Source organism: Streptomyces luteoverticillatus, from assembly GCF_003970715.1.
Taxonomy (GTDB): domain Bacteria; phylum Actinomycetota; class Actinomycetes; order Streptomycetales; family Streptomycetaceae; genus Streptomyces; species Streptomyces abikoensis.
Genome location: NZ_CP034587.1, coordinates 4,995,074 through 5,017,085, shown reverse-complemented (window position 1 = coordinate 5,017,085; position 22,012 = coordinate 4,995,074). Strand labels below are relative to the sequence as shown.

At 71.6% G+C, this 22,012-nt stretch carries 22 protein-coding genes and 1 pseudogene; 9 read left to right on the top strand and 14 right to left on the bottom strand.

The genetic code is table 11. The features are described from left to right. Positions 1 to 66: 66 nt before the first annotated feature. Complete coding sequence (locus EKH77_RS22510) at positions 67 to 1,092, bottom strand: ATP-dependent 6-phosphofructokinase (protein ID WP_126916132.1); 1,026 nt, start codon at positions 1,090 to 1,092, stop codon at positions 67 to 69. Positions 1,093 to 1,327: 235 nt separating this feature from the next. Between EKH77_RS22510 and pta the strand changes: the two genes are divergently transcribed. The 3 genes from pta (at position 1,328) to pyk (ending at position 6,244) form a co-directional block, all read left to right on the top strand. Next, the gene (pta, locus tag EKH77_RS22505; RefSeq protein WP_126916131.1) at positions 1,328 to 3,424 is read left to right on the top strand and encodes a phosphate acetyltransferase; all 2,097 of its coding nucleotides are present in this window, start codon (positions 1,328 to 1,330) and stop codon (positions 3,422 to 3,424) included. Between the two features lie 86 nt (positions 3,425 to 3,510). Continuing rightward, positions 3,511 to 4,722, top strand: a complete 1,212-nt coding sequence (locus EKH77_RS22500; protein ID WP_126916130.1) for an acetate kinase — start codon at positions 3,511 to 3,513, stop codon at positions 4,720 to 4,722. A gap of 94 nt (positions 4,723 to 4,816) precedes the next feature. Continuing rightward, positions 4,817 to 6,244 carry a pyruvate kinase gene (pyk, locus tag EKH77_RS22495; protein ID WP_126916129.1) on the top strand — a complete coding sequence of 476 codons (1,428 nt, stop codon included), beginning with the start codon at positions 4,817 to 4,819 and terminating at the stop codon, positions 6,242 to 6,244. Positions 6,245 to 6,334: 90 nt separating this feature from the next. Here the strand turns inward: pyk and EKH77_RS33395 are convergent, their stop codons facing one another. From EKH77_RS33395 to EKH77_RS22470, 4 genes and pseudogenes are all read right to left on the bottom strand, one after another. Then, the gene (locus tag EKH77_RS33395; protein ID WP_206279901.1) at positions 6,335 to 7,720 is read right to left on the bottom strand and encodes a hypothetical protein; all 1,386 of its coding nucleotides are present in this window, start codon (positions 7,718 to 7,720) and stop codon (positions 6,335 to 6,337) included. Positions 7,721 to 7,733: 13 nt separating this feature from the next. After that, positions 7,734 to 8,168, bottom strand: a pseudogene (locus EKH77_RS33390) (DUF6114 domain-containing protein); the annotation flags it as partial. Between the two features lie 164 nt (positions 8,169 to 8,332). Beyond that, positions 8,333 to 8,983: a DUF6230 family protein gene (locus tag EKH77_RS22480; protein WP_126916127.1), complete on the bottom strand. Its 651-nt coding sequence runs from the start codon at positions 8,981 to 8,983 to the stop codon at positions 8,333 to 8,335. A 582-nt stretch (positions 8,984 to 9,565) separates the two neighbouring features. Next, a complete protein-coding gene (locus EKH77_RS22470; protein WP_126916126.1) occupies positions 9,566 to 10,528 on the bottom strand; it encodes a tetratricopeptide repeat protein in 963 nt (320 codons plus the stop codon). A gap of 194 nt (positions 10,529 to 10,722) precedes the next feature. Between EKH77_RS22470 and EKH77_RS22465 the strand changes: the two genes are divergently transcribed. Beyond that, positions 10,723 to 11,358, top strand: coding sequence for a TetR/AcrR family transcriptional regulator (locus tag EKH77_RS22465; RefSeq protein WP_126916125.1), 636 nt, complete (start codon positions 10,723 to 10,725; stop codon positions 11,356 to 11,358). Between the two features lie 3 nt (positions 11,359 to 11,361). Here the strand turns inward: EKH77_RS22465 and EKH77_RS22460 are convergent, their stop codons facing one another. The 5 genes from EKH77_RS22460 to EKH77_RS22440 form a co-directional block, all read right to left on the bottom strand. After that, the gene (locus EKH77_RS22460) at positions 11,362 to 13,062 is read right to left on the bottom strand and encodes an acyl-CoA mutase large subunit family protein (RefSeq protein WP_126916124.1); all 1,701 of its coding nucleotides are present in this window, start codon (positions 13,060 to 13,062) and stop codon (positions 11,362 to 11,364) included. Between the two features lie 132 nt (positions 13,063 to 13,194). Beyond that, on the bottom strand, positions 13,195 to 13,533 hold the full coding sequence (locus tag EKH77_RS22455) for a DUF3817 domain-containing protein (protein WP_126916123.1): 339 nt from the start codon (positions 13,531 to 13,533) through the stop codon (positions 13,195 to 13,197). Between the two features lie 48 nt (positions 13,534 to 13,581). Continuing rightward, complete coding sequence (locus EKH77_RS22450; RefSeq protein WP_126916122.1) at positions 13,582 to 14,118, bottom strand: MarR family winged helix-turn-helix transcriptional regulator; 537 nt, start codon at positions 14,116 to 14,118, stop codon at positions 13,582 to 13,584. 66 nt (positions 14,119 to 14,184) lie between these two features. Next, the gene (locus EKH77_RS22445; protein ID WP_126916121.1) at positions 14,185 to 14,529 is read right to left on the bottom strand and encodes a hypothetical protein; all 345 of its coding nucleotides are present in this window, start codon (positions 14,527 to 14,529) and stop codon (positions 14,185 to 14,187) included. Positions 14,530 to 14,555: 26 nt separating this feature from the next. Next, a complete protein-coding gene (locus EKH77_RS22440) occupies positions 14,556 to 15,773 on the bottom strand; it encodes an MFS transporter (RefSeq protein WP_126916120.1) in 1,218 nt (405 codons plus the stop codon). A gap of 71 nt (positions 15,774 to 15,844) precedes the next feature. On the opposite strand from EKH77_RS22440, the gene EKH77_RS22435 reads away from it, so the two are divergent. Further along, the gene (locus EKH77_RS22435; RefSeq protein WP_126916119.1) at positions 15,845 to 16,846 is read left to right on the top strand and encodes an ArsR/SmtB family transcription factor; all 1,002 of its coding nucleotides are present in this window, start codon (positions 15,845 to 15,847) and stop codon (positions 16,844 to 16,846) included. On the opposite strand, the gene EKH77_RS22430 is transcribed toward EKH77_RS22435, so the two are convergent. The 3 genes from EKH77_RS22430 to EKH77_RS22420 all read right to left on the bottom strand — a co-directional run bounded on the left by EKH77_RS22430 (position 16,834) and on the right by EKH77_RS22420 (position 18,134). Next, a complete protein-coding gene (locus EKH77_RS22430) occupies positions 16,834 to 17,403 on the bottom strand; it encodes a Uma2 family endonuclease (protein WP_240667482.1) in 570 nt (189 codons plus the stop codon). The two genes, EKH77_RS22435 and EKH77_RS22430, sit on opposite strands and share 13 nt — an antisense overlap. Before the next feature lie 96 nt (positions 17,404 to 17,499). Next, entirely contained in the window at positions 17,500 to 17,793 is a 294-nt protein-coding gene (locus tag EKH77_RS22425; RefSeq protein ID WP_126916118.1) for an MTH1187 family thiamine-binding protein, read from the bottom strand. Then, on the bottom strand, positions 17,790 to 18,134 hold the full coding sequence (locus tag EKH77_RS22420; RefSeq protein WP_126916117.1) for a DUF3817 domain-containing protein: 345 nt from the start codon (positions 18,132 to 18,134) through the stop codon (positions 17,790 to 17,792). Before EKH77_RS22420 ends, EKH77_RS22425 begins: the two co-directional genes overlap by 4 nt. A gap of 170 nt (positions 18,135 to 18,304) precedes the next feature. Between EKH77_RS22420 and EKH77_RS22415 the strand changes: the two genes are divergently transcribed. The 4 genes from EKH77_RS22415 (at position 18,305) to EKH77_RS22400 (ending at position 20,938) form a co-directional block, all read left to right on the top strand. Beyond that, positions 18,305 to 18,943, top strand: coding sequence for an AIM24 family protein (locus EKH77_RS22415; protein ID WP_206279900.1), 639 nt, complete (start codon positions 18,305 to 18,307; stop codon positions 18,941 to 18,943). Beyond that, positions 18,943 to 19,593 (top strand): AIM24 family protein, encoded by a 651-nt coding sequence (locus EKH77_RS22410; protein WP_126916115.1) that lies wholly within the window; start codon positions 18,943 to 18,945, stop codon positions 19,591 to 19,593. The genes EKH77_RS22415 and EKH77_RS22410 overlap by 1 nt, the downstream gene beginning before the upstream one ends. After that, on the top strand, positions 19,590 to 20,357 hold the full coding sequence (locus tag EKH77_RS22405) for an AIM24 family protein (protein ID WP_126916114.1): 768 nt from the start codon (positions 19,590 to 19,592) through the stop codon (positions 20,355 to 20,357). The genes EKH77_RS22410 and EKH77_RS22405 overlap by 4 nt, the downstream gene beginning before the upstream one ends. Before the next feature lie 107 nt (positions 20,358 to 20,464). Next, complete coding sequence (locus EKH77_RS22400) at positions 20,465 to 20,938, top strand: MarR family winged helix-turn-helix transcriptional regulator (protein WP_126916113.1); 474 nt, start codon at positions 20,465 to 20,467, stop codon at positions 20,936 to 20,938. 106 nt (positions 20,939 to 21,044) lie between these two features. Here EKH77_RS22400 and meaB read toward each other — a convergent pair whose 3' ends face one another. Continuing rightward, positions 21,045 to 22,001, bottom strand: a complete 957-nt coding sequence (gene meaB / locus EKH77_RS22395; protein WP_126916112.1) for a methylmalonyl Co-A mutase-associated GTPase MeaB — start codon at positions 21,999 to 22,001, stop codon at positions 21,045 to 21,047. Between the last annotated feature and the right edge of the window lie 11 nt (positions 22,002 to 22,012).

Here is a 22,012-nt window from a genome sequence, read left to right as displayed (position 1 = left end):
TGGCTGGTCGCGCAGTTCCCCGCGCCCCTACGGGCGCGATACCGCGCAGGACTGCGGCAAGCCCGTTTAGAAGACGGACTCGGCCTCGTCCATCCGGTCCTCCGGCACCCGCTTGAGCTCGGTGACGGCGTCGGCCAGCGGCACCATCTGGATGTCCGTGCCCTTGAGCGCGGTCATCTTGCCGAAGTCGCCCCGGTGGGCGGCCTCGACCGCGTGCCAGCCGAAGCGGGTGGCGAGGACGCGGTCGTACGCGGTGGGCGTGCCGCCGCGCTGGACGTGGCCCAGGATGACCGGGCGGGCCTCCTTGCCCAGGCGGCGCTCCAGCTCGGTGGCGAGCTTGGTGCCGATGCCGGCGAAGCGCTCGTGGCCGAACTGGTCTATGGCGCCCTTGGCGTAGTCCATCGAGCCCTCGGCCGGGTGGGCACCCTCGGCGATACAGATGACGGCGAACTTCTTGCCCCGGGCGAAGCGTTCCTCGACCATCTTGACGAGGTCGGCCGGGTCGAAGGGGCGCTCGGGCAGGCAGATGCCGTGGGCGCCGCCGGCCATGCCGGACTCCAGGGCGATCCACCCGGCGTGGCGACCCATGACCTCGACGACCATCACCCGCTGGTGGGACTCGGCGGTCGTCTTGAGCCGGTCGATGGCCTCCGTCGCGACGCCGACGGCGGTGTCGAAACCGAAGGTGCGGTCCGTGGAGGAGATGTCGTTGTCGATGGTCTTGGGGACGCCGACGACGGGCAGGCCCGCGTCGGAGAGCATCTTGGACGCGGTGAGCGTGCCCTCGCCGCCGATCGGGATCAGCACGTCGATGCCGAGGTCGCGGGCGAGCTCCTTGGAGCTCTCGCAGGCCTCGCGCAGCCGGGCGCGCTCCAGGCGGGAGGAGCCGAGGATGGTGCCGCCGCGGGCCAGGATGCCGCTGACGGCGTCCAGGTCGAGCTTGCGGTGGCGGCCGTCCAGCAGGCCCTTGAAGCCGTCCTCGAAGCCGATGACCTCGTCACCGTGGCCGACGAGCGCCCGGTGTACCACCGAGCGGATGACAGCGTTCAGGCCGGGGCAGTCGCCGCCCGCTGTGAGGACTCCGATGCGCATCGTGCTGTTTCTCCTGCTCGCTACTGGTACCTGTGAGCCAGGCCGATTGTTTCATGGGCCGACGGCCCGCGTCGCATTCCGCCATCACCCTCCTGACGAGCGCCTTATCCACGAGCGCAGGTATTGTCAAGAGGTCAAGCCCACCCTAACGGGTTTATTTTCAGTCGAGAACTAGCCGAGTTCCGGCCGGTTTCTGGCCGAGTACGAGTAGCCGAGTACGAGTAGGAGAGCACGCGTGACGCGCAGCGTGTACGTGACCGGGACCGACCGGGGCGACGGGCGCCAGGTCATCGAGCTGGGAGTCATGGAGCTCCTGACCCGCCATGTGGAGAAGGTGGGCGTCTTCCGTCCGCTCTTCCACGGCGACGGCCCCGACCGCCTCGTCGACCTGCTGCGGTCGCGCTACCGGATGGCACAGTCTCCCGACAGCGTGGTCGGCATGACCTACAACGAGGCGGCGGCCCTCCAGGCCGAGCGCGGCACCGACGAGCTGGTCTCCCGGCTCGTCGAGCGCTTCCACGCGGTCGCCCGCGACCACGAGTACGTGCTCGTCCTCGGCACCGACTTCGCCGGCACCACCCTCCCCGACGAGCTGGCCCTCAACGCCCGGCTGGCCAACGAGTTCGCCGCGTCCGTGATCACGGTCGTCGGCGGCCAGGAGCAGTCGGCCGAGTCGGTGCGCGCCGAGGCCCGCAACGCCTTCCGCGCCTACCACTCGCTGGGCTGCGACGTCGTCGCCCTGGTCGTCAACCGCGTGGCCCAGGCCGACCGCGAGGCCGTCGCGGAGCGACTGTCCGCGAGCCTGCCCGTGCCCTGTTACGCCCTGCCCGAGGACAGCGCGCTGTCCGCGCCGACCGTGCGCCAGATCGTCCAGCAGCTGGGCGCCGAGGTGCTGCTCGGCGACGAGTCCGGGCTGGCCCGCGACGCCAAGGACTTCGTCTTCGGCGGCGCCATGCTCCCGGTCTTCCTGCCCGCCCTGACCGAGGGCTGCCTGGTGGTCACCCCCGGCGACCGCGTGGACCTGATCGTCGGCGCGCTGGCCGCGCACAGCGCGGGCGCCCCGGCCATCGCCGGTGTGCTGCTGACCCTGGACGAGCGCCCGGGCCCGGACATCCTCGCGCTGGCCGGCCGGCTGGCCCCGGGCACTCCGGTGATCTCCGTGCCGGGCGGGTCCTTCCCGACCGCCGCCGAGCTCTTCGCCGTCGAGGGCAAGCTGGAGGCGTCCTCGCCACGCAAGGCGGAGACCGCCCTCGGCCTCTTCGAGCGCCACGTGGACACCGCCGAGCTGACGAACCGCATCTCCGTGGCCCGCTCCGAGCGCGTCACGCCGATGATGTTCGAGCACGAGCTGATCGAGCGCTCCCGCTCCGCCCGCCGCCGCGTCGTCCTCCCCGAGGGCACCGAGGAGCGGGTGCTGCGCGCCGCCGACGTGCTGCTGCGCCGCGACGTCTGCGACCTGATCCTGCTGGGCGAGGAGGACGCGATCCGCAAGCGCGCCGCCGAGCTGAGCATCGACCTGGCCGACGCCCAGCTGATCGACCCGGCGACCTCGCCGCTGCGCGAGCGCTTCGCCGAGATCTACGCCAAGGTCCGCGCCCACAAGGGAATGACGGTCGAGCTGGCCCACGACGTCGTCGCCGACGTCTCCTACTTCGGCACCCTGATGGTCCAGGAGGGCCTGGCCGACGGCATGGTCTCCGGCGCGGTGCACTCCACCGCCGCGACCATCCGCCCCGCCTTCGAGATCATCAAGACGGCGCCGGGCGCCCAGATCGTCTCCTCGGTCTTCTTCATGTGCCTGGCCGACCGGGTGCTGGTCTACGGCGACTGCGCGGTCAACCCCGACCCGAACGCCGAGCAGCTCGCGGACATCGCCATCCAGTCCGCCGAGACCGCCGAGCAGTTCGGCGTCGAGCCGCGCGTGGCGATGCTGTCGTACTCCACCGGCACCTCCGGCTCCGGCGCGGACGTCGACAAGGTCCGCAAGGCCACCGAGCTCGTCCGGGAGCGCCGCCCCGACCTCCTGGTCGAGGGCCCGATCCAGTACGACGCCGCCGTCGACGCCCGCGTCGCCGCGACCAAGCTGCCCGGCTCCGAGGTCGCGGGCAAGGCCACGGTGCTGGTCTTCCCCGACCTGAACACCGGCAACAACACCTACAAGGCCGTCCAGCGCTCGGCCGGCGCGGTCGCGGTGGGCCCGGTCCTGCAGGGCCTGCGCAAGCCCGTCAACGACCTGTCGCGCGGCGCGCTGGTCCAGGACATCGTGAACACCGTGGCGATCACCGCCATCCAGGCCCAGGGCGAGCAGCGCGGCGAGCGCGTCGAGCCCTGATCCGGCCCGCGGGGCCGGGGCACGCCGCCCCGGCCCCGCACCCGCAAGCCCCTCCTCGCACCCGCACCCCCACACGGAAAGCCCCGATGACTTCCAACGCCACCCGAGTCCTCGTCCTCAACTCCGGTTCGTCCTCGCTCAAGTACCAGCTGCTCGACATGGCCGACGGCGCCCGGCTGGCCGCCGGCCTGGTCGAGCGCATCGGCGAGGAGACCTCGCGGCTGGCGCACACCCCGCTGGCCTCGGGCGGCGACAAGCGCGAGCGCACCGGCCCGATCGCCGACCACGACGCCGCGCTCCAGGCCGTCGCGGAGGAGCTGGCCGCCGACGGGCTGGGCCTGGACTCCCCGGAGCTGGCCGCGATCGGCCACCGCGTCGTGCACGGCGGCAGCGAGTTCACCGCGCCGACCCTGATCACGGACGAGGTCGTCGCGGAGATCGAGCGCCTGATCCCGGTGGCGCCGCTGCACAACCCGGCCAACATCACCGGCATCCGCACGGCGACGCACCTCCGCCCCGACCTGCCCCAGGTCGCGGTGTTCGACACCGCCTTCCACACCACGATGCCGGAGTCGGCCGCGCGCTACGCGATCGACACCGAGACGGCCGACGCGCACATGATCCGCCGCTACGGCTTCCACGGCACCTCGCACGCGTACGTCTCCCGCGAGACCGCGAAGCTGCTGGGCAAGGCCCCTGAAGAGGTCAACGTCATCGTGCTCCACCTGGGCAACGGCGCCTCGGCCTCCGCGGTGAAGGGCGGCCGCTGCGTCGACACCTCCATGGGCCTCACCCCGCTGGAGGGCCTGGTCATGGGCACCCGCTCCGGCGACCTGGACCCGGCGGTGCTGCTGCACCTGTCCCGCAACGCCGGGATGTCCGTCGACGAGATCGACTCGCTCCTCAACAAGAAGAGCGGTCTGATCGGACTGTGCGGCGACAACGACATGCGCGAGATCCGCCGGCGGATCGACGAGGGCGACGAGCGGGCGGCGCTCGCCTTCGACATCTACGTCCACCGGCTGAAGAAGTACATCGGCGCCTACTACGCGGTCCTGGGCAAGGTCGACGCCGTGGCCTTCACCGCGGGCGTGGGCGAGAACGCGGCCCCGGTCCGCGAGGCCGCCGTGGCGGGCCTGGAGGAGCTGGGCCTCGTCGTGGACGCCGGGCTCAACGAGATCCGTTCGGGCGAGCCGCGGCTGATCTCCCCCGAGTACGCGCGGGTCGCGGTCGCCGTGGTCCCGACCGACGAGGAGCTGGAGATCGCCACGCAGACGTACGCGCTGGTCAGCTCTTGATCAGCTCTTGATCGGTGGATCTTCATGATCCGTTCCTTGGTCTTTCCCACAGCTCGAATATTCCGCTCCGAAACAAACCGATAGGATCTGCCCCATGCGCCGTTCCAAAATCGTCTGCACCCTGGGCCCTGCCGTCGACTCCTTCGACCAGCTGAAGTCGCTGATCGAGGCCGGTATGAACGTGGCCCGTTTCAACATGAGCCACGGGTCCCACTCGGAGCACGAGGAGCGGTACAACCGCCTCCGCAAGGCCTCGGAGGAGACCGGCCGCGCGGTGGGCGTGCTGGCCGACCTCCAGGGCCCGAAGATCCGCCTGGAGACCTTCGCGGACGGCCCTGTGGAGCTGGTGCGCGGTGACGAGTTCACCATCACCGCCGAGGACGTCCCGGGCGACCGGACGATCTGCGGCACGACCTACAAGGGCCTGCCCGGCGACGTCGCCAAGGGCGACCAGATCCTCATCAACGACGGCAACGTCGAGCTGCGGGTCACCGAGGTCGACGGCCCGCGCGTGAAGACGATCGTCATCGAGGGCGGCGTCATCTCCGACCACAAGGGCATCAACCTGCCCGGCGCGGCGGTGAACGTCCCGGCGCTGTCCGAGAAGGACGTCGAGGACCTGAAGTTCGCGCTCGCCATGGGCTGCGACATGGTGGCGCTGTCCTTCGTCCGCGACGCCAAGGACGTCCAGGACGTCCACCGCGTCATGGACCAGGTCGGCCGCCGGGTCCCGGTCATCGCCAAGGTCGAGAAGCCGCAGGCCGTCGAGAACATGGACGAGGTCGTCATGGCCTTCGACGGTGTGATGGTGGCCCGTGGCGACCTGGCGGTGGAGTACCCGCTGGAGCGCGTCCCGATGGTGCAGAAGCGCCTGATCGAGATGTGCCGCCGCAACGCCAAGCCGGTGATCGTCGCGACCCAGATGATGGAGTCGATGATCACCAACTCCCGTCCCACGCGCGCCGAGGCGTCCGACGTCGCCAACGCCATCCTGGACGGCGCGGACGCGGTCATGCTCTCCGCCGAGTCCTCGGTCGGCGCGTACCCGATCGAGACCGTCAAGACGATGTCCCGCATCGTCGAGGCGGCCGAGCAGGAGCTGCTCTCCAAGGGCCTCCAGCCGCTGGTCCCGGGCAAGAAGCCGCGCACGCAGGGCGGTTCCGTCGCCCGTGCCGCGTGCGAGATCGCGGACTTCCTGGGCGGCAAGGCGCTCGTCGCCTTCACCAAGTCCGGCGACACCGCCCGCCGCCTGTCCCGCTACCGCACGGCGCAGCCGATCCTGGCCTTCACCACGGACGCCGCGACCCGCAACCAGCTCACGCTGAGCTGGGGCGTCGAGACCTTCGTCGTCCCGCACGTGGACAACACGGACGCGATGGTCGACCTGGTCGACGCCGAGTTGCTCAAGCTCAAGCGCTACACCGAGGGCGACATCATGATCATCACGGCGGGCTCCCCGCCCGGCATCCCCGGCACCACCAACATGGTGCGGGTGCACCACCTGGGCGGCGAGAACCGCTAGGTTCCGGCGCCGGTACGCGTACGACGGCCGTGGCCGCCGTCCCCCTCGCGGGGGCGGCGGCCACGGCCGTGTCGTACCGGCCTCTCCGGCCTACGGATACGTGCCGTCCGTCTGGTACTGGCGGAGGTTCGGGATGTGCAGCGTTCCCCCGAACTGCCCCGCCTGACGGATCTTCACATTGGTGAAGAAGATCGGGATCGGCAGCTTGAGTCCCGGGATCAGCGGCGGCAGGCTCGTCGGCGACTGGGTCGACGGGAGGATCCCGAGGAGTTTCCCCTTCAGCTCCTCCGTGTACATGGTGACCCTGCCGCCCGTGACCGTCGAGGTCGTCCCCATGCCGGCCACGTGGTACTGCTTGCCCTGGTTGTTGACGATCTGGTGGAGATCCCTGATCTCCAGGGCGTCCGCGGTGAACTTGAGCACGGTCTTCTGCTGCTTGTTCGCCATCGTGACGCGCTTGACGCCCTCATAGGTGAGACCGGTCAGGGTGAGCTTGCTCGCCTCCAGATACCAGGGCTGGTCGGGAAACGAGTGGCCCTCGTTCTCGTCGACGACCGGGCCCTTGGGGCAGGGCCCCGGCTGCTTGCCGCCGGTCTCGCCGGTGGCCGAGGCAGTGGGTGAGGCAGTGGGCGAGGTCGAGGGCGAGGCCGATTCCGAAGCGGAGGCGGAAGGCGAAGGGGGCGCGGACGGGGAAGGAGCCGCGGACGGCTTCCGCTCGGCCGTCGGCCCCGACACGGCCTTGTCCGGCCTCGACTGCTTCGGCTGCTTCGGCGATGCCCCCTGTGTCGACGGCGAAGGTGAGGGCGACGCCGACGGACGGGTCTCGGCGGTCGACCCGGCCGGCCCTGCCGGCTGCGTCCCGCTCTTCCCACCGGTCAGGATGTCGGTGAGCTTCTTGCCGAGGCCCAGCGGATCCAGCGGATTGACCGTCCCGGAAGGCGGGTTGACCGTCCCGGTGGGCGGAGTGACCGGCGTCGGGTCGCGGTCCGGTACGGGCGCGGTCTTCGCGGGCCGCGAGCCGGACGACGAGGCGGGGGACTCCTGGCCGCTGTCCGCCGGTGCCGACGACCGTTCCTCGGCGCCGGGCGTGGTCTTCGACCTGGCCGTGCCCCCGGCCCCGGGGCGCTCGTTCGCGCCCGAGTCCGTACCCGTACCCGTACCCGTACCCGTACCCGGCCCCGTAGTCGTGCCCGCGGCCGACGGTGCCGGCGAGGGCGTCACGCGCTCCGTCGCGTCCGGCTCCGGAACCGTGTCCGGCGCGGTCACGCATCCCGCGTCCCCGAAGGGGTTCAGCGGCTGTACGGGCCTGGCCTGCGCCAGCGTCGGCGTGAGGCCCATGCCCATCAGCACCGCGGTCGGCATCGCCGCCAGCGCCACCGCCTTGCCGGCCGGCATGTTCAGCCGGGCCAGCAGCGGCTTTCTCGGCGCGGCGTGGCGCGGGCCGCTCCCGCCGCCGTGCGCGTGGTCAGTCGGCACGGTGCCTCCCGTCGGGCTCACCGGCCGCCGGGACGGCCGACTCGGACCGCGACTCTCCCGGCGCCCAGGACACCCCGAGGCCACCGCCGATCAGCGCCAGCAGGAATCCCACCAGGAAGGCGCCGAAATTGGAGACGACGAGGGAGACAAGCGCGAGGAGGATCGCCGCGACACCGGCGAAGACCCTCGACTGCGGCTGGTACCACATGGTCAGGCCCAGCACGATCAGGAGCACGCCGATGATCAGCGATCCGGCGCCGGCCGTCGTGGCCATCCGGAACTGGAGATCGCCCAGCGAGACCGTCTGGTAGGGGATGTACATGACCGGGACCCCGGCCAGGATGCACAACAGGCCGCCCCAGAAGGGGCGTCGGCCCCGCCAGTCCCAGAACGAACGGCGGGTGCGGCCGAGCGTGTCGATCAGCCGTGGTCGCGTATCGGCGCTCATGGTGTACAGCTCCTCGGGACTGGCGAATCGGTGGTGCGTGGCGCCCACGGGCGCGTGGCGCTCAGTGACTCGTGGCGCTCACGGGCGCGGTCGCGGGCGCGGTCGTGGAAGGCGGCGCCGGTGACGAGCGTGGGGCCGGGCGGCCCGGTCCCACGCCCGTCCCGTCAGTCGAGCTCCGAGTCCTTGAAGCACTCGTCCTTGCCGAAGGCGACCTTCATCTTCAGGCCCTTGAGGGTGAAGGTGCCCGCGGTGGTCGCCCACGCCCGCTGCTTGGCGTCGGTGAAGGTGACCCGCTTGGCCTGCTGGGCGAACGAGCCCGGCACGTACTTGTCGCCGGCGTGCGGGCCGGGGCCCTTGCCGGCGCCCTTGCCCTTGAGGGTGTCGTCCACCGAGACGCCGATGTCGATGTCCTCGAACTGCGCGTCGGCCTTGAGGGCTTCGGCGTCGATGTAGAGCTGCTTGGCGTCGACGGCTTCCTTGTCGCCCGCCGTGAGCTTCATCGTCACATCCTGGCCGATGAGCGGGATGGGCACGACGACGGACTGGCAGAGGTTGTTGATCGTCGCGTGGTTCACGCCCACGACCGCCACCGGGTGGGCACCCTTCGAGTTCTGGTCAAGGGCGCCGTACTGGACGAAGTCCTCGCCCACCATCTTCCCGGCCTGGACCTTGAACTGCTGGCCCGAAACACTGAACGACGCCGCGAGGGCGCCCTGCGCGACGGCCACACCGACCGCGGCCGACGCCGCGACACCGGGCACCATCACGACGGCGAACCTGCGCCATCTGGTCCCGCCACGAGTCCGGTCCTTCACGACTGTCCTCCTTCTCGGACGTACACCCCCGGTACGGGCCGGCTGCCCGTGCGGGGATGGGAGAAGAGCTACGTCCTCGGGAAGAAGAGCGCCGTCGCATCCGCTGGCGCCTGCCGCGCCCGTCACACACCGGCGATCACCCCCGAGCGACAACCACTGGCCACGCCTTCGCGCAACCACCGGAACAGGCCCCGCCGTTGGCGCACGGGGACCCCCCTGTCCCAGGACCGGCGGACGGTGCCGCCGGCCCGCCCGGTGGGGACCCGCGACCCGCGCACGACCGATGGCCGGGCGGGGAGCGGACCGGGCTGGCCCGATCGTGGTCCATCGGGGGCCGGGGCACAAGAGGTTGATTACTTGCGAGTAACGAGCGGATAACCAACGAGCGGCCGGTATGTATCGCCGCCCGACCGCCCGGCGCCGGAACGTGATCGCGGCCGAGGGGGCACAACAGAAAAACCCGGGCGAAAGCCCGGGTTTTCCTTACCGCGCGTAACAGCGGCCGCGTTTACCAAGTTTTGGTAAAGCGCGGCATCCGTTCCGCATGTTGCACAGGGGGGACGAGTGCCCGTCGAGCGCCCGTCAGAACAGGGCGCGGGACAGCGCGGTACGCGCCGCCGTCACCCGGGGATCGTCGGGACCGATCACCTCGAAGAGCTCCAGCAGCCGCATCCGCGCGGCATCACGGTCCTCCCCGGCCGTCCGCTTCACGGTGTCGATCAACCGCCCGAAGGCGTCCTGGACATGACCGCCGACGAGATCGAGGTCGGCCGCCGCGATCTGCGCGGCCGCGTCGCCCGGCGCGTCGGCGGCGGCCTTGCGCACCGCCTGCGGGTCCACGCCCTGGACGCGCTGGAGGAGCCGCGCCTGGGCGAGGCCCAGCTTGGCCTCGGCGTTGGCCGGGTCGTCGGTCAGCACGTTCTCGTAGGCGCGGACGGCACCGCCCAGGTCACCCGCGTCCAGCGCGTCGTGCGCGGCGGACAGGGCGGCGTCATGAGGACCGGCGGGCACCGTCGGGGCGGCCGCCTCCTCGCCCTCACCCGGCGCGACGGGCGCGCCCACAATGCCGAAGCGCTGCTCCGCCACCGCGATCAGCTGGTCCAGCACCTGCCGGATCTGGGCCTCGGGCGCCGCGCCCTGGAACAGCGGCAGGGCCTGGCCCGCCACCACGGCGAAGACGGCCGGAATGGACTGGACGCCGAACTGCTGGAACAGCAGCTGGTTGGCCTCGACGTCCACCTTGGCGAGGACGAAGCGCCCCGCGTACTCGTCGGCCAGCCGCTCCAGCAGCGGGCCCAGCTGCTTGCACGGCTCGCACCAGTCGGCCCAGAAGTCGATGACGACGGGCACCTCGGCGGACCGCTGGAGGACCTCCATCTCGAAGCCGGCCTCGTCGACGTCGAAGACGAGGCGGCCCGCGGCCGGGGCCACGCCGTGGCGCGCCGCGTCCGCGCGCGCCTGCTCCGCCTTCTGCCTGGCTTCTCCGGCCGCCTTCACCGCGGCGAGGTCGACCACTCCACTCATGGACATGTTCCGTGGCTGCATGGCCCTATCCTCCCCCCTCGGCACGGCGAACCGGAAAACCGGCGGACGGCGGCTGACTGTTCCGCGCCGGGTCCCCACCCGGCGTCAGTGGCTGTCGCTCTTACGCTACGACCCGTAGCGTAACCGCAACGCCCCCTCCCCAACCCTGTGATCTGCCTCATACCCCGGCGCCTACTCGGCGGTAAGGTCCCTCCATGAGCTCCGCCGCCCCTCCCCCGGCCCGCCGCACGGGCCGCCCACGCAGCGCCGAGGCCGATCGCGCCATCCTCGACGCGACCCGCGCGGCCCTGGTCGAGCTGGGCTGGGGCAAGCTGACGCTCGGCGACGTCGCGACCCGCGCCGGGGTCGCCAAGACCACCCTCTACCGCCGCTGGGCGGGCAAGAACGAACTGGTCGTGGACGCGGTGGCCGCCCTCTTCGACGAGCACCTGGAGCTCCCCGACCGCGGCAGCCTCCGGGCGGACATCGAGGGCGTCGTCCTGCAGTTCGCCTCGCTCCTGGAACGCCCGGAGACCAGGACGGCCCTGATGGCGGTGGTGGCCGAATCCACCCGCGACGACGCGCTGCGGAGGCGCATCCGCTCCGCGATCGTCGACCGCCAGAAGTCCCTCGTCCTCCTCGGCCGAGCCCGCGCCCAGGCCCGAGGAGAGCTCCCCCACGAACCCGACCCCGCCTCGGCGGCCCGCAACGCCGACCTCATCTTCGACGTCATCGCGGGCGCGGTCGTCCACCGCACGCTGGTGAGCGCGGAACCGGTGGACGACGAGTGGGCGCGGGGCTTCACCGCACTCCTGGTGGGCGGACTGACGGCCACGTACGGCCGACCGTAGGACTCAGAAACCCGCAGGTTCCGTGTACGTCCCCCACTCGTTCCGCAGCGCGTCGCAGATCTCGCCCAGCGTCGCCTCGGCGCGGACGGCGGCCAGCATGGGGGCGATCATGTTGGAGCCGTCGCGGGCGGCGGTCAGCATCGCGTCCAGGGCGGCGCGGACGCGGGCGTCGTCGCGGCGTGCCCTGCGGTCGGCCAGGACGCGCACCTGTTCGCGCTCCACCTCGTGGCTCACCCGCAGGATCTCCAGGTCGCCGGTGACCGAGCCCCGGTGGCAGTTGACGCCCACGACGCGCTTGGCACCCTTCTCCAGGGCCTGCTGGTGGCGGAAGGCGCTCTCGGCGATCTCGCCGGTGAACCAGCCGTCCTCGATGCCGCGCAGGATGCCGGAGGTCATGGGGCCGATGGGGTGCCGGCCGTCGGGGTGGGAGCGCAGGCCGCGCTCCTCGATCCGCGCGAAGATCTCCTCGGCGTCGGCCTCGATGCGGTCGGTGAGCTGCTCGACGTACCACGAACCGCCCAGCGGGTCGGCCACGTTGGCCACACCCGTCTCCTCCATCAGCACCTGCTGGGTGCGCAGGGCGATCTCGGCGGCCTGCTCGCTGGGGAGGGCCAGGGTCTCGTCCAGGGCGTTGGTGTGGAGGGAGTTGGTGCCGCCGAGCACGGCGGCGAGGGCCTCGACGGCCGTCCGCACGACGTTGTTGTACGGCTGCTGGGCGGTGAGGGAGACCCCTGCGGTCTGGGTGTGGAAGCGCAGCCACTGGGCCTTCTCCGTCCGCGCTCCGTAGACCTCCTTCAGCCGGCGGGCCCAGATCCTGCGCGCCGCGCGGAACTTGGCGATCTCCTCGAAGAAGTCGACGTGGGCGTCGAAGAAGAAGGACAGGCCGGGGGCGAACATATCGACGTCGAGGCCGCGGCTCATCCCCAGCTCGACGTAGCCGAAGCCGTCGGCGAGGGTGTAGGCGAGCTCCTGCGCGGCCGTGGCCCCGGCCTCGCGGATGTGGTAGCCGGAGACGGACAGCGGCTTGTAGGCGGGGATGGCGCGGGCGCAGTGCTCCATCAGGTCGCCGATCAGGCGCAGATGGGGCTCGGGCGGGAAGAGCCACTCCTTCTGGGCGATGTACTCCTTGAAGATGTCCGTCTGGAGCGTGCCGTTGAGGACGCCGGGGTCGATGCCCTGGCGCTCGGCGGCGACGAGGTACATGCAGAAGACGGGGACGGCGGGGCCGCTGATGGTCATCGACGTGGTGACGTCGCCCAGGGGGATGTCCTTGAAGAGGATCTCCATGTCGGCGGCGGAGTCGATCGCGACGCCGCAGTGGCCGACCTCGCCGAGGGAGCGGCCGTCGTCGGAGTCGCGGCCCATGAGCGTGGGCATGTCGAAGGCCACGCTCAGCCCGCCGCCGCCGTTGGCCAGGATCTTCTTGTACCGCTCGTTGGTCTGCTCGGCGTTGCCGAAGCCGGCGAACTGGCGGATGGTCCACGTGCGGCCGCGGTAGCCGGAGGCGTAGAGGCCGCGGGTGAAGGGGTACTCGCCGGGCCAGCCGATGCGCTCGAAGCCCTCGTAGGCGTCGCCGGGGCGGGGGCCGTAGACGGGGTCGACCGGCACTCCGGAGAGGGTGGTGAAGTCGGCGTCGCGCTTGCGCGCCGCGTCGAACCGGGCCTGCCAGCGGCGGCGTCCCGCCTCGATCGCGCTTGCGTCCATGGTGGCCTCCGCCGCCTGCTGCTGCATTTAGTAGGACGTCCTAGTAAATTCTCGCGCAAGAACGCCCCGGACACAAGGGACGTGTCCGGGGCGCGCGAGCCGAGCCGCCGAGGTGACCTCCGGCCGGGGCCGTCAGGCCCGTACGGGACCGGCCGCCTCGTCCGTGACCAGCGGCTCCAGCTCGCGGGAGACCTTGCGCTCGACCACGAAGGCGGCGCCCGGGATGGTGCCGGCGATCAGCACCCACGCCAGCTTGCCGAACGGCCAGCGGGCCTTGGAGCCCATGTCGAAGGCGAAGACCAGGTAGAGGACGTACAGCCAGCCGTGGGCGATGGCCACGACCCGGGTCGGGCCCGCGGCGCCGTCCATGTCCAGCAGGTACTTGGCGATGACGCCGATCGTCAGGAGGACCAGGAGGACACCGGTGACGTACGCCATCACGCGGTAGCGGGTCAGCACGCTCTTCTTCATGCAGGCGAGCGTAACGGCATGTTCCGGGGCGATCTTCGCCGCCCCGCCCTACGCGTCGGTGACGTCGGCGTCATCGGCCTCGTCGGTGAAGTCGTCCGCCGCCACCCGCAGGGGCCGCAGCACCCGGAAGATCTCCGCGCACTCCTCCGCGTCGTACGCGCCCAGCCCGAAGTCCATCGCCATCAGGTCCCGGGTGGCCGCGTCGACGACCTCGCGGCCCTTGTCGGTGATCGAGGCGAGCGTGCCCCGGCCGTCGTTGGGGTTGGGGCGCTTGTCCACGAGACCGGCCGTGACCAGCCGGTCCACGGTGTTGGTGACGGAGGTCGGGTGGACCATCAGCCGCTCGCCGATCTTCGACATCGGCAGCTCGCCCGCCTTGGAGAAGGTCAGCAGCACCAGCGCCTCGTAGCGCGCGAAGGTCAGCCCGTACGGCTTGACGACCGCGTCGACCTGGCCCAGCAGGATCTGGTGGGCCCGCATGATCGAGGTGATCGCGGCCATGGACGGCACGGACCCCCAGCGCCGCTTCCAGAGCTCGTCGGCGCGGGCGATGGGATCGAAGGGGAGGCTGAGCGGCTTCGGCACGGCATCGAGCGTACCCGCCGGGCCCCTCCCGACCGGGCCCGTCCCGGAATTCGGACAACCCGGCCGTTACGCGGCGCCCGCCGCCTCGCGTACCAGCTGCACCGCCGCCTTGAGGCTCAGCCCGGGCTCGGCCCGGCGCACCGCCCGCACCGCGTGCACCTCCTGCTCGCGCGGGTCCACGCCGGCCGCGGCGAGGACGCCGCGCGTCCACTCGGCGCGGACCTCGCGCTCGGGCCGGGCGGCGTGCAGCGCGATCAGCGCCGCGGCCCGCTCCAGGCCCGGCCGCTCCGCCTCGCTCGCGGTCTCCAGGGCCTCGCGCACGGCGTCGGCCACGGCCTGCGAGTCGCGCAGGACGAGGACGCCGAGGTCGAGGCTCCTGTCCGTGTCCTTGTCCTTGCTCTTCCCGAACACGCGCTCCCCCTTCGGTGGTTCCTTGATCAGCGCGATCGTACGACCTCGCGGACGACCGCCGCGACGGCCACCGTCCCGAGAAGCCCGGACCCGGCGACCACCAGGTGCACGGGGACGAACTCCGCCGCCGCGCCCGCCAGGGCCATGCCGAGGCCCTGGATCGTCATCGTCCCGGCCGACAGCACCGTCATCGCGCGGCCGCGCAGCTCCTCGGGCACGGCGGCGATGAACCATTGGTCGGCGCCCAGCGTGTACGCCGTCCCGGCCCCGGCCACCGCGGCCAGCAGCAGCGACCAGCCGAGCGAGGGGCGCAGCGCGTAGAGAAGGAACGGCAGGAGCAGCACGGCCGCCAGCGGCAGCGCGATCCGCTCCCGCGTGCGCGGCCGGAGCAGGGCCCCGGCGAGCACCTCGCCGGTGATCGCGCCGACCGGCATGGCGCAGAGCAGCAGCCCGGTGGCGGTGGAGCCGGCGCCGAGGTCGTGGGCATAGGGCGCGGCGAGGGATTCGGGGGTGACGAGGAAGAACGGGGGGATCCAGGAGAGGAGGATCAGGCCGCGTATCCGGCGGTGGGCGAACAGCTCCCGTATCCCGGACAGGGAGGCCGCCAGCAGTCCGCCTTCGCCTGCCGTGGCCGAACGGGCGGGCCGACGCCGGGTGCCCAGGCGCAGCAGGGCGGCCGAGGCGAGGAAGCCGACGGCCGTGGCGACGAGCGCGGTGCGGGGCGCGACGACCGTCAGCAGCACGCCGCCCGCCGCGAAGCCGACGAGCTGGGCGCCCTGTGCGACGACGCGCAGCAGCGAACGTCCGAGGACGAAGCGGTCGCCCTCGCCGAGGATGTCGCCGAGCGTCGCCGCCCGCGTCCCGGCGAAGACGGGCGCGACGGCGGCGTTGACGCACCGCAGCGCGAGCAGCGCGGCCACCGGCGTGCCGGGCAGCGCCATGGCGACGGCACCGGCGGCGCACAGCAGATCGCAGGTGACGAGGACGCGGCGGGCGGGGCGCCGGTCGGCGATCCCGGCGAGCAGGGTGCCGCCGAGGACGTACGGCAGGAACCCGAGCGCGAAGGTGAGCGCGCTGAGCAGCGGCGAGCCGGTCAGCCGGTAGACGAGGACGGACAGCGCGATCTCCCCGACGACGATGCCGAGCAGGGACAACACGTGCGCGGCGAAGACTGCCCGGAACTCGGGCACGGCGAAGACGGCTCTGTAGGGGGAGCGCGGCGGAACGGTTGACGTCGTGGACATGCCCGACAGCGTGCTGGGAGCCGGGCGGCCGCTCTAGTCTTTCGGCCTCAGCCGAAAGAAAGGATCTTGGCGTGCCGTTCCACATGCGCTTCGAGGCGGACGACCTGTTGCGCTGCCGGTTCGGCATCTCCCCGCTGTGGGAGACCCACCAGGCGCTCTACACGCTGCTGCGGCCGCGCCGGCACGTGTACCACCTGCCGTGGCTGCGGCGGATGCGGGAGCCGTTGGCGTCGCTGGACGTCTCCTGGCTGTCCTTGGTGGTCCCGGACCGGGGCTATCACCCGGATTTCCTGTGCCCTCCACCGAGCGGTCCGCTGGACTCGTTCGAGGACGAACTGGCGCGCGTACGGGCCACCGCCCCGGACCAGGCGCGCGAGGAGCTCGCCCGTTCGCTGGGCGAGACACCGGGCGCGGCGGACTCGGCGCGGGGCCGGGTGATGCTGGCCGACCCGGCGGGCGCGGTGCGGGAACTGACGGCGGCGCTGGAACGGGCGTGGCACACCGTCCTCGCCCCGGACTGGCCGAGGCTGCGCGCGCTGCTGGAGGCGGACGTGGTCTTCCACGCGCGGCGCCTGGCCGAGGGCGGCCTGGAGCGCCTCTTCGCCGACCTCCACCCCTCGCTGACCTGGGCGGACGACACCCTGACGATCCGCCGGCCCGGGCACCACAGCCGCCGGCTGGGCGGGCGGGGCCTGATGCTCGTCCCCAGCGTCTTCACGTGGCCGGAGGTGATCGGCGGCTTCGACCCGCCGTGGCAGGCGACGCTGGTCTACCCGGCGCGCGGCATCGGCGGCCTCTGGCACACCCCGCCCCCGGCGGCCTCCGACGACGCCCTCGCCCGCCTCCTCGGCCCCAACCGTGCCGCCCTCCTCACCACCCTCGACGAGCCCGCCTCCACCACCACCCTCGCCGACCGCCACGGCCTCGCCCTCTCCTCGGTCTCCGCCCACCTCCGCGTCCTCCGCGACGCGGGCCTGCTGACGTCGCGGCGCGAGGGGCACCGCGTGCTGTACGAGCGCACTCCGTTGGGGACGGCGTTGCTGGGGGGTGCTGCCCGGCCTCACTTGTCGTAGCGCGGCAAGCCCTCGGTGACGATCTTCGCTCCGAGAGCGGACAGCTCGACGTCCTCGCCGTAAAGGCCGTGCCTCCTCGCTTGGAACTCGCCGTCCCGAGGCAGGGTGTACAGGGTCCAGCTGCCGTCGCGCGGGTCGATGAGCAGGTAGGCGGGAATCCCCGCGTCGGCGTACCAGCCGACCAGGTCCCGGGTGTCCTTGGTGCTGTTGCCCTTGGACACCACCTCCACCACGAGCTCGACGTCACCCGGGTCCGTCAGCCAGTCGTCGGAGTCCCCGAAGCCCGCGTCGCACACCAGCAGGTCCGGGGTGGTGTAGTCGTCCGGATCGCCGGGCATGGGGACCGAGGCCACCTGGAAGGCGCTCAGACGCCCAGGCAGCGTCAACCGCAACTGGTCGTAGAGATTGTTGACGATTCCCGCCTGCTTGCCCGTGCGCGTGCGCGACATCATCACGACGCCTCGGATGATCTCGGCCCGCAGGCCGGTGGCCGCCTCGGCGGCGTCAGCCGCTCTGCGCAGCGGGGTCATATCGGGCTTGGGGCCGACGAGAACCACGTGGCGACTCTACCGGCGCCGCATCCGCCCGCCCGGAAAACGGAAGCGCCCTCCCCCGCACAGGGAAGGGCGCCCAGTAGGCAGAGGGCCCGGCCGTCAGGACGACAGGTACCGCTCCACCGTCTCGACCTTCGACGTCAGTCCGTCCGTCACTCCCGGCCGGATGTCGGCCTTGAGGACGAGCGAGACGCGCCCGCAGCGGGCCTCGACCGCGGCCACGGCGCGCTTGACGACGTCCATGACCTCGTCCCACTCGCCCTCGACGGACGTGAACATCGCGTCCGTACGGTTGGGCAGCCCGGACTCGCGGACCACGCGCACCGCGTCGGCGACGTATTCGCCGACGTCCTCGCCGACACCGAGCGGCGACACGGAGAAGGCGACGATCATGCGTTGACCACACCCTCCTTGCGGGCGCGCGCCGCGATGACCGTGGCCTCGGCCTCGCGGCGGAGCATGCGGTCGGCGAAGAAGCCGCCGGTCGGCAGGACGGAGAGGACGAAGTAGAGGGCGGCGGTCTTCAGCTCCCACTTGGTGCGGGACCAGGCGTCGATCCAGAAGACGACGTAGATGATGAAGAGGATGCCGTGGATCGCGCCCATCACCGGCACCGCGTTGAAGTCGGTGGTCCGCTTGAGCACCGAGCAGAGCATCAGGAGCAGGAAGGAAACACCCTCCGGCACCGACACCAGGCGGAGCCGACGCAGGGCGGAGACGGTCTTGAGGTCCACGGGGCACACCTTCGGTCGCTAGTGGCGGGACGGTCACAGCTTGTGATGGCGTTCACAAGCCGCTCCATTGTCGCAGTACCGCAACGGATCACCGGCTCCGGGTCCGTTCCGGGCGTTCCGAGGGCCATGGGGCCTGTTGGAGCCGTATGTCCGCCCGCTAGCGTCTGGGCGTGGCTCAGTTTCGGCTCCACGGGAGCAAAGTCCTCGCCGTCGACATGACGGGGGACGCGGTCAAGGCCAAGAACGGCTCGATGGTCGCGTACGAGGGCGAGATGGCATTCAAGAAGATGACGGGCGGCGGTGACGGCCTGCGTGGCATGGTCACGCGCCGGCTCACCGGCGAGCAGATGGAAGTCATGGAGGTGAAGGGACACGGCACCTGCTACTTCGCCGACCGGGCGAGCGAGATCAATCTGGTCGCGCTGCGCGGGGAGACGCTCTACGTGGAGTCGAGCAACCTCCTGTGCACCGACTCCGCCCTGCGCACCGGCACGACGTTCACCGGCCTGCGCGGCGCCTCGCAGGGCAACGGCCTGTTCACGACCACCGTGGAGGGCACCGGCCAGGCGGCGATCCTCTCCGACGGCACGGCGATCGTGCTGCGCGTGACCCCGCAGACGCCCCTCCAGGTCGACCCGGGCGCGTACATCGCGCACACCGGCCGGCTCAAGCAGCACTTCCAGTCGGGCGTCAATTTCCGCACCTTCATCGGCGAGGGCTCCGGCGAGGCGTTCCAGATCCGCTTCGAGGGCGACGGGCTCGTCTACGTCCAGCCCAGCGAGCGCAACACCATCGGGGGTGACCTCTGATGCCCTTCCGGCTTCTCAACTCACGCATGGTCGAGGCCCAGGTGGTCCCCGGGCAGCGGCTGTTCAGCCAGCGCGGCGCGATGCTCGCCTACAAGGGCGACGTCTCCTTCACCCCCAGCATCACCGGCGGCCAGGGCGGCGTCATGGGGATGATCGGCCGCCGGATCGCCAACGAGGCCACGCCGCTGATGTCCGTGGAGGGCAGCGGCACGGTCATGTTCGGCCACGGCGGGCACCACGTCCACGTCATCGAGCTCACCGGCGACACCCTCTACGTCGAGGCCGACCGGCTGCTCGCCTTCGACGGCACGCTCCAGCAGGGCACGATGTTCATGGGGTCCCAGGGCGGCGTGATGGGCATGGTGCGCGGCCAGGTGACCGGGCAGGGCCTGTTCACCACCACCCTCAAGGGGCACGGCGCGGTCGCCGTGATGGCCCACGGCGGCTTCATCGAGCTGCCGATCACCGCCGGCCGGCCGGTCGTCGTCGACCCGCAGGCCTATGTCGCCCACCGCGGTGACGTCCGCAACAAGCTGTCGGCCGCGCTCGGCTGGCGCGAGGTCGTCGGCCGCGGCAGCGGCGAGGCCTTCCGGCTCGAGCTGTCGGGCCACGGCACGGTGTACGTCCAGGCGTCGGAGGAGAAGCTGTGACCGGCCCCGTCATCCACGACGCGTCGACGCTCCCGAGCAACGACAACGTCAACCCCTACACCTTCAGCGTCGACCTCAAGGGGCAGTGGTTCCTGCAGAAGGGGAAGATGATCGCCTACTACGGGCAGATCAACTTCCATGGCATCGGCCACGGCCCCCTGGACCGGCTGATCGCCGGCAGCTTCCACTCCCCCCTCCACGCGGCGGACTGGGTCGTCGCCGAGGGCCACGGCAAGATGCTCCTCGCGGACCGCTCCTTCGACGTCAACTCCTACGACCTCGAGGACGGCAACCTCACCGTTCGCTCCGGCAACCTGCTGGCCTTCGAGCCCTCGCTCTCGCTCAAGCAGTCGATCATCCCGGGCTTCCTCACCCTGATCGGCACGGGGAAGTTCGTGGCCGCGTCCAACGGCCCGGTCGTCTTCGTCGAGCCCCCGGTCCGCGTCGACCCGCAGGCCCTGGTGGGCTGGGCCGACTGCCCGTCCCCCTGTCACCACTACGACCACCAGTACCTCAAGGGCGTCATGGGCGGTGTCCGAAGGCTGACGGGGCTGGGCGGCGCGTCCGGCGAGGAGCACCAGTTCGAGTTCGTCGGCGCGGGCACGGTGCTGCTCCAGTCCACCGAGCAGCTGATGGCCGACATCGCCACCGGCGAGGGCCCGCCGGACGAGGCGGGCGTGCCGCACGGAACCTCCGGGAATCAGTCAATGTCCCCGCGTTTGCCAGGCCAGCTGGGCGACCTCCAGCGCCGCTTCGGGCTGTGAGCGGTACCCTGCGGAGTGTGACGGGTCGAACACACGACCTGCCATACCGCTTGCGCGCACCGCACCTTCATTAGTTAATCTTTCAACTTCTTAGGTAGACTCCCTCTATGGACACCGAGAACGGCACCCGCTGGCTCAGCGACGAGGAGCAGGCCGCCTGGCGTGCCCACCTGTACGTGAGCCGGCTGCTGATGCACCAGCTCGAACGGGATCTCCAGCCGTTCGGCCTCACCAACAACGACTACGAGATCCTGGTCAACCTCTCGGAGTCGAAGGACCACCGGATGCGGATGAGCGATCTCGCGACCGCCACGCTCCAGTCGAAGAGCCGCCTCTCCCACCAGATCACCCGCATGGAGAACGCGGGCCTGGTCCGCCGCGTGAACTGCGAGTCCGACCGTCGCGGCCTCTTCGCGGTCCTCACCGACCACGGCTGGAAGACCATGCGCGAGGTCGCCCCGCACCATGTGGCGTCGGTGCGCGAGCACTTCATCGACCTGCTGTCGCCGGAGGAGCTCAAGGCGCTCCACGAGTCCCTGGCGCCGGTCGCGAAGCACCTGCGCACCACGCGCGCCAAGTAGTCGGCGGGCGGGTCGGCAGCGCGGATCTCACGCTCTCCGGGCGGAGAGGGGAGGCCCGCGCTGTCAACTCGCCGCCGTCAGCCCGCCCCCCGTCAGCCCGCCACCGTCATCCCGTCGTCAGCCCCGCCACCAGTTCGTCCGCCGCCGCGTACGGGTCCAGCGTCCCGCCGACCACCCGTTCCGCGAGCGCACCCAGACGCCGGTCGCCCCGCAGGTCGCCGATGCGCTCGCGCAGCGCCGTGACGGCGATGGTCTCGATCTCGTGGGCGGCGCGGCGGAGCCGGCGCTCCGCGAGGACGTCCCGCTCCGCCATCCACGCGTGGTGCTTCTCCAGCGCCGCGACGAACTCGTCCGTGCCCTCGTTCCGCGCGGCGACGGTCTTCACGATCGGGGGCCGCCAGTCGCCCGGGGTGCGGGCCTCGCCCAGGCCCAGCATGTGGTTGAGCTCGCGGGCCGTGGCGTCGGCGCCGTCGCGGTCGGCCTTGTTGACCACGTAGACGTCGCCGATCTCGAGGATGCCCGCCTTGGCGGCCTGGATGCCGTCGCCCATCCCCGGGGCGAGGAGCACCACGGATGTATCCGCCTGGGAGGCGATCTCCACCTCCGACTGGCCGACGCCCACCGTCTCCACCAGGATCACGTCGCACCCCGCCGCGTCCAGGACGCGGATGGCCTGCGGGGCGGCCCAGGCGAGGCCGCCCAAGTGGCCACGGGTGGCCATGGAGCGGATGTAGACGCCGGGGTCGGACGCGTGCTCGGACATCCGGACGCGGTCGCCCAGCAGCGCGCCGCCGGAGAACGGCGAGGAGGGGTCCACGGCGAGGACGCCCACCCGCCTGCCCTGCCGGCGGTACGCGCTCACCAGCGCGGACGTCGACGTGGACTTGCCGACGCCCGGGGAGCCCGTCAGGCCCACCACGTACGCGCCGCCGGTCAGCGGGGCGAGGGCCGCCATGACCTCGCGGAGCTGCGGGGACGCCCCCTCCACCAGGGAGATCAGCCGGGCCACGGCGCGCGGCCGCCCTTCCCGGGCCTGCTCGACCAGTGCGGGGACGTCCACCATCAGGGCTTCCT

Coding starts and splice junctions, on each gene's coding strand:
- EKH77_RS22510 (WP_126916132.1), bottom strand. CDS start 1,092: ATGCGCATCGGAGTCCTCACAGCGGGCGGCGACTGCCCCGGCCTGAAC.
- EKH77_RS22500 (WP_126916130.1), top strand. CDS start 3,511: ATGACTTCCAACGCCACCCGAGTCCTCGTCCTCAACTCCGGTTCGTCC.
- pyk (WP_126916129.1), top strand. CDS start 4,817: ATGCGCCGTTCCAAAATCGTCTGCACCCTGGGCCCTGCCGTCGACTCC.
- EKH77_RS22470 (WP_126916126.1), bottom strand. CDS start 10,528: ATGCAGCCACGGAACATGTCCATGAGTGGAGTGGTCGACCTCGCCGCG.
- EKH77_RS22465 (WP_126916125.1), top strand. CDS start 10,723: ATGAGCTCCGCCGCCCCTCCCCCGGCCCGCCGCACGGGCCGCCCACGC.
- EKH77_RS22460 (WP_126916124.1), bottom strand. CDS start 13,062: ATGGACGCAAGCGCGATCGAGGCGGGACGCCGCCGCTGGCAGGCCCGG.
- EKH77_RS22455 (WP_126916123.1), bottom strand. CDS start 13,533: ATGAAGAAGAGCGTGCTGACCCGCTACCGCGTGATGGCGTACGTCACC.
- EKH77_RS22440 (WP_126916120.1), bottom strand. CDS start 15,773: ATGTCCACGACGTCAACCGTTCCGCCGCGCTCCCCCTACAGAGCCGTC.
- EKH77_RS22425 (WP_126916118.1), bottom strand. CDS start 17,793: ATGATCGTCGCCTTCTCCGTGTCGCCGCTCGGTGTCGGCGAGGACGTC.
- EKH77_RS22410 (WP_126916115.1), top strand. CDS start 18,943: ATGCCCTTCCGGCTTCTCAACTCACGCATGGTCGAGGCCCAGGTGGTC.
- EKH77_RS22400 (WP_126916113.1), top strand. CDS start 20,465: ATGGACACCGAGAACGGCACCCGCTGGCTCAGCGACGAGGAGCAGGCC.
- meaB (WP_126916112.1), bottom strand. CDS start 22,001: ATGGTGGACGTCCCCGCACTGGTCGAGCAGGCCCGGGAAGGGCGGCCG.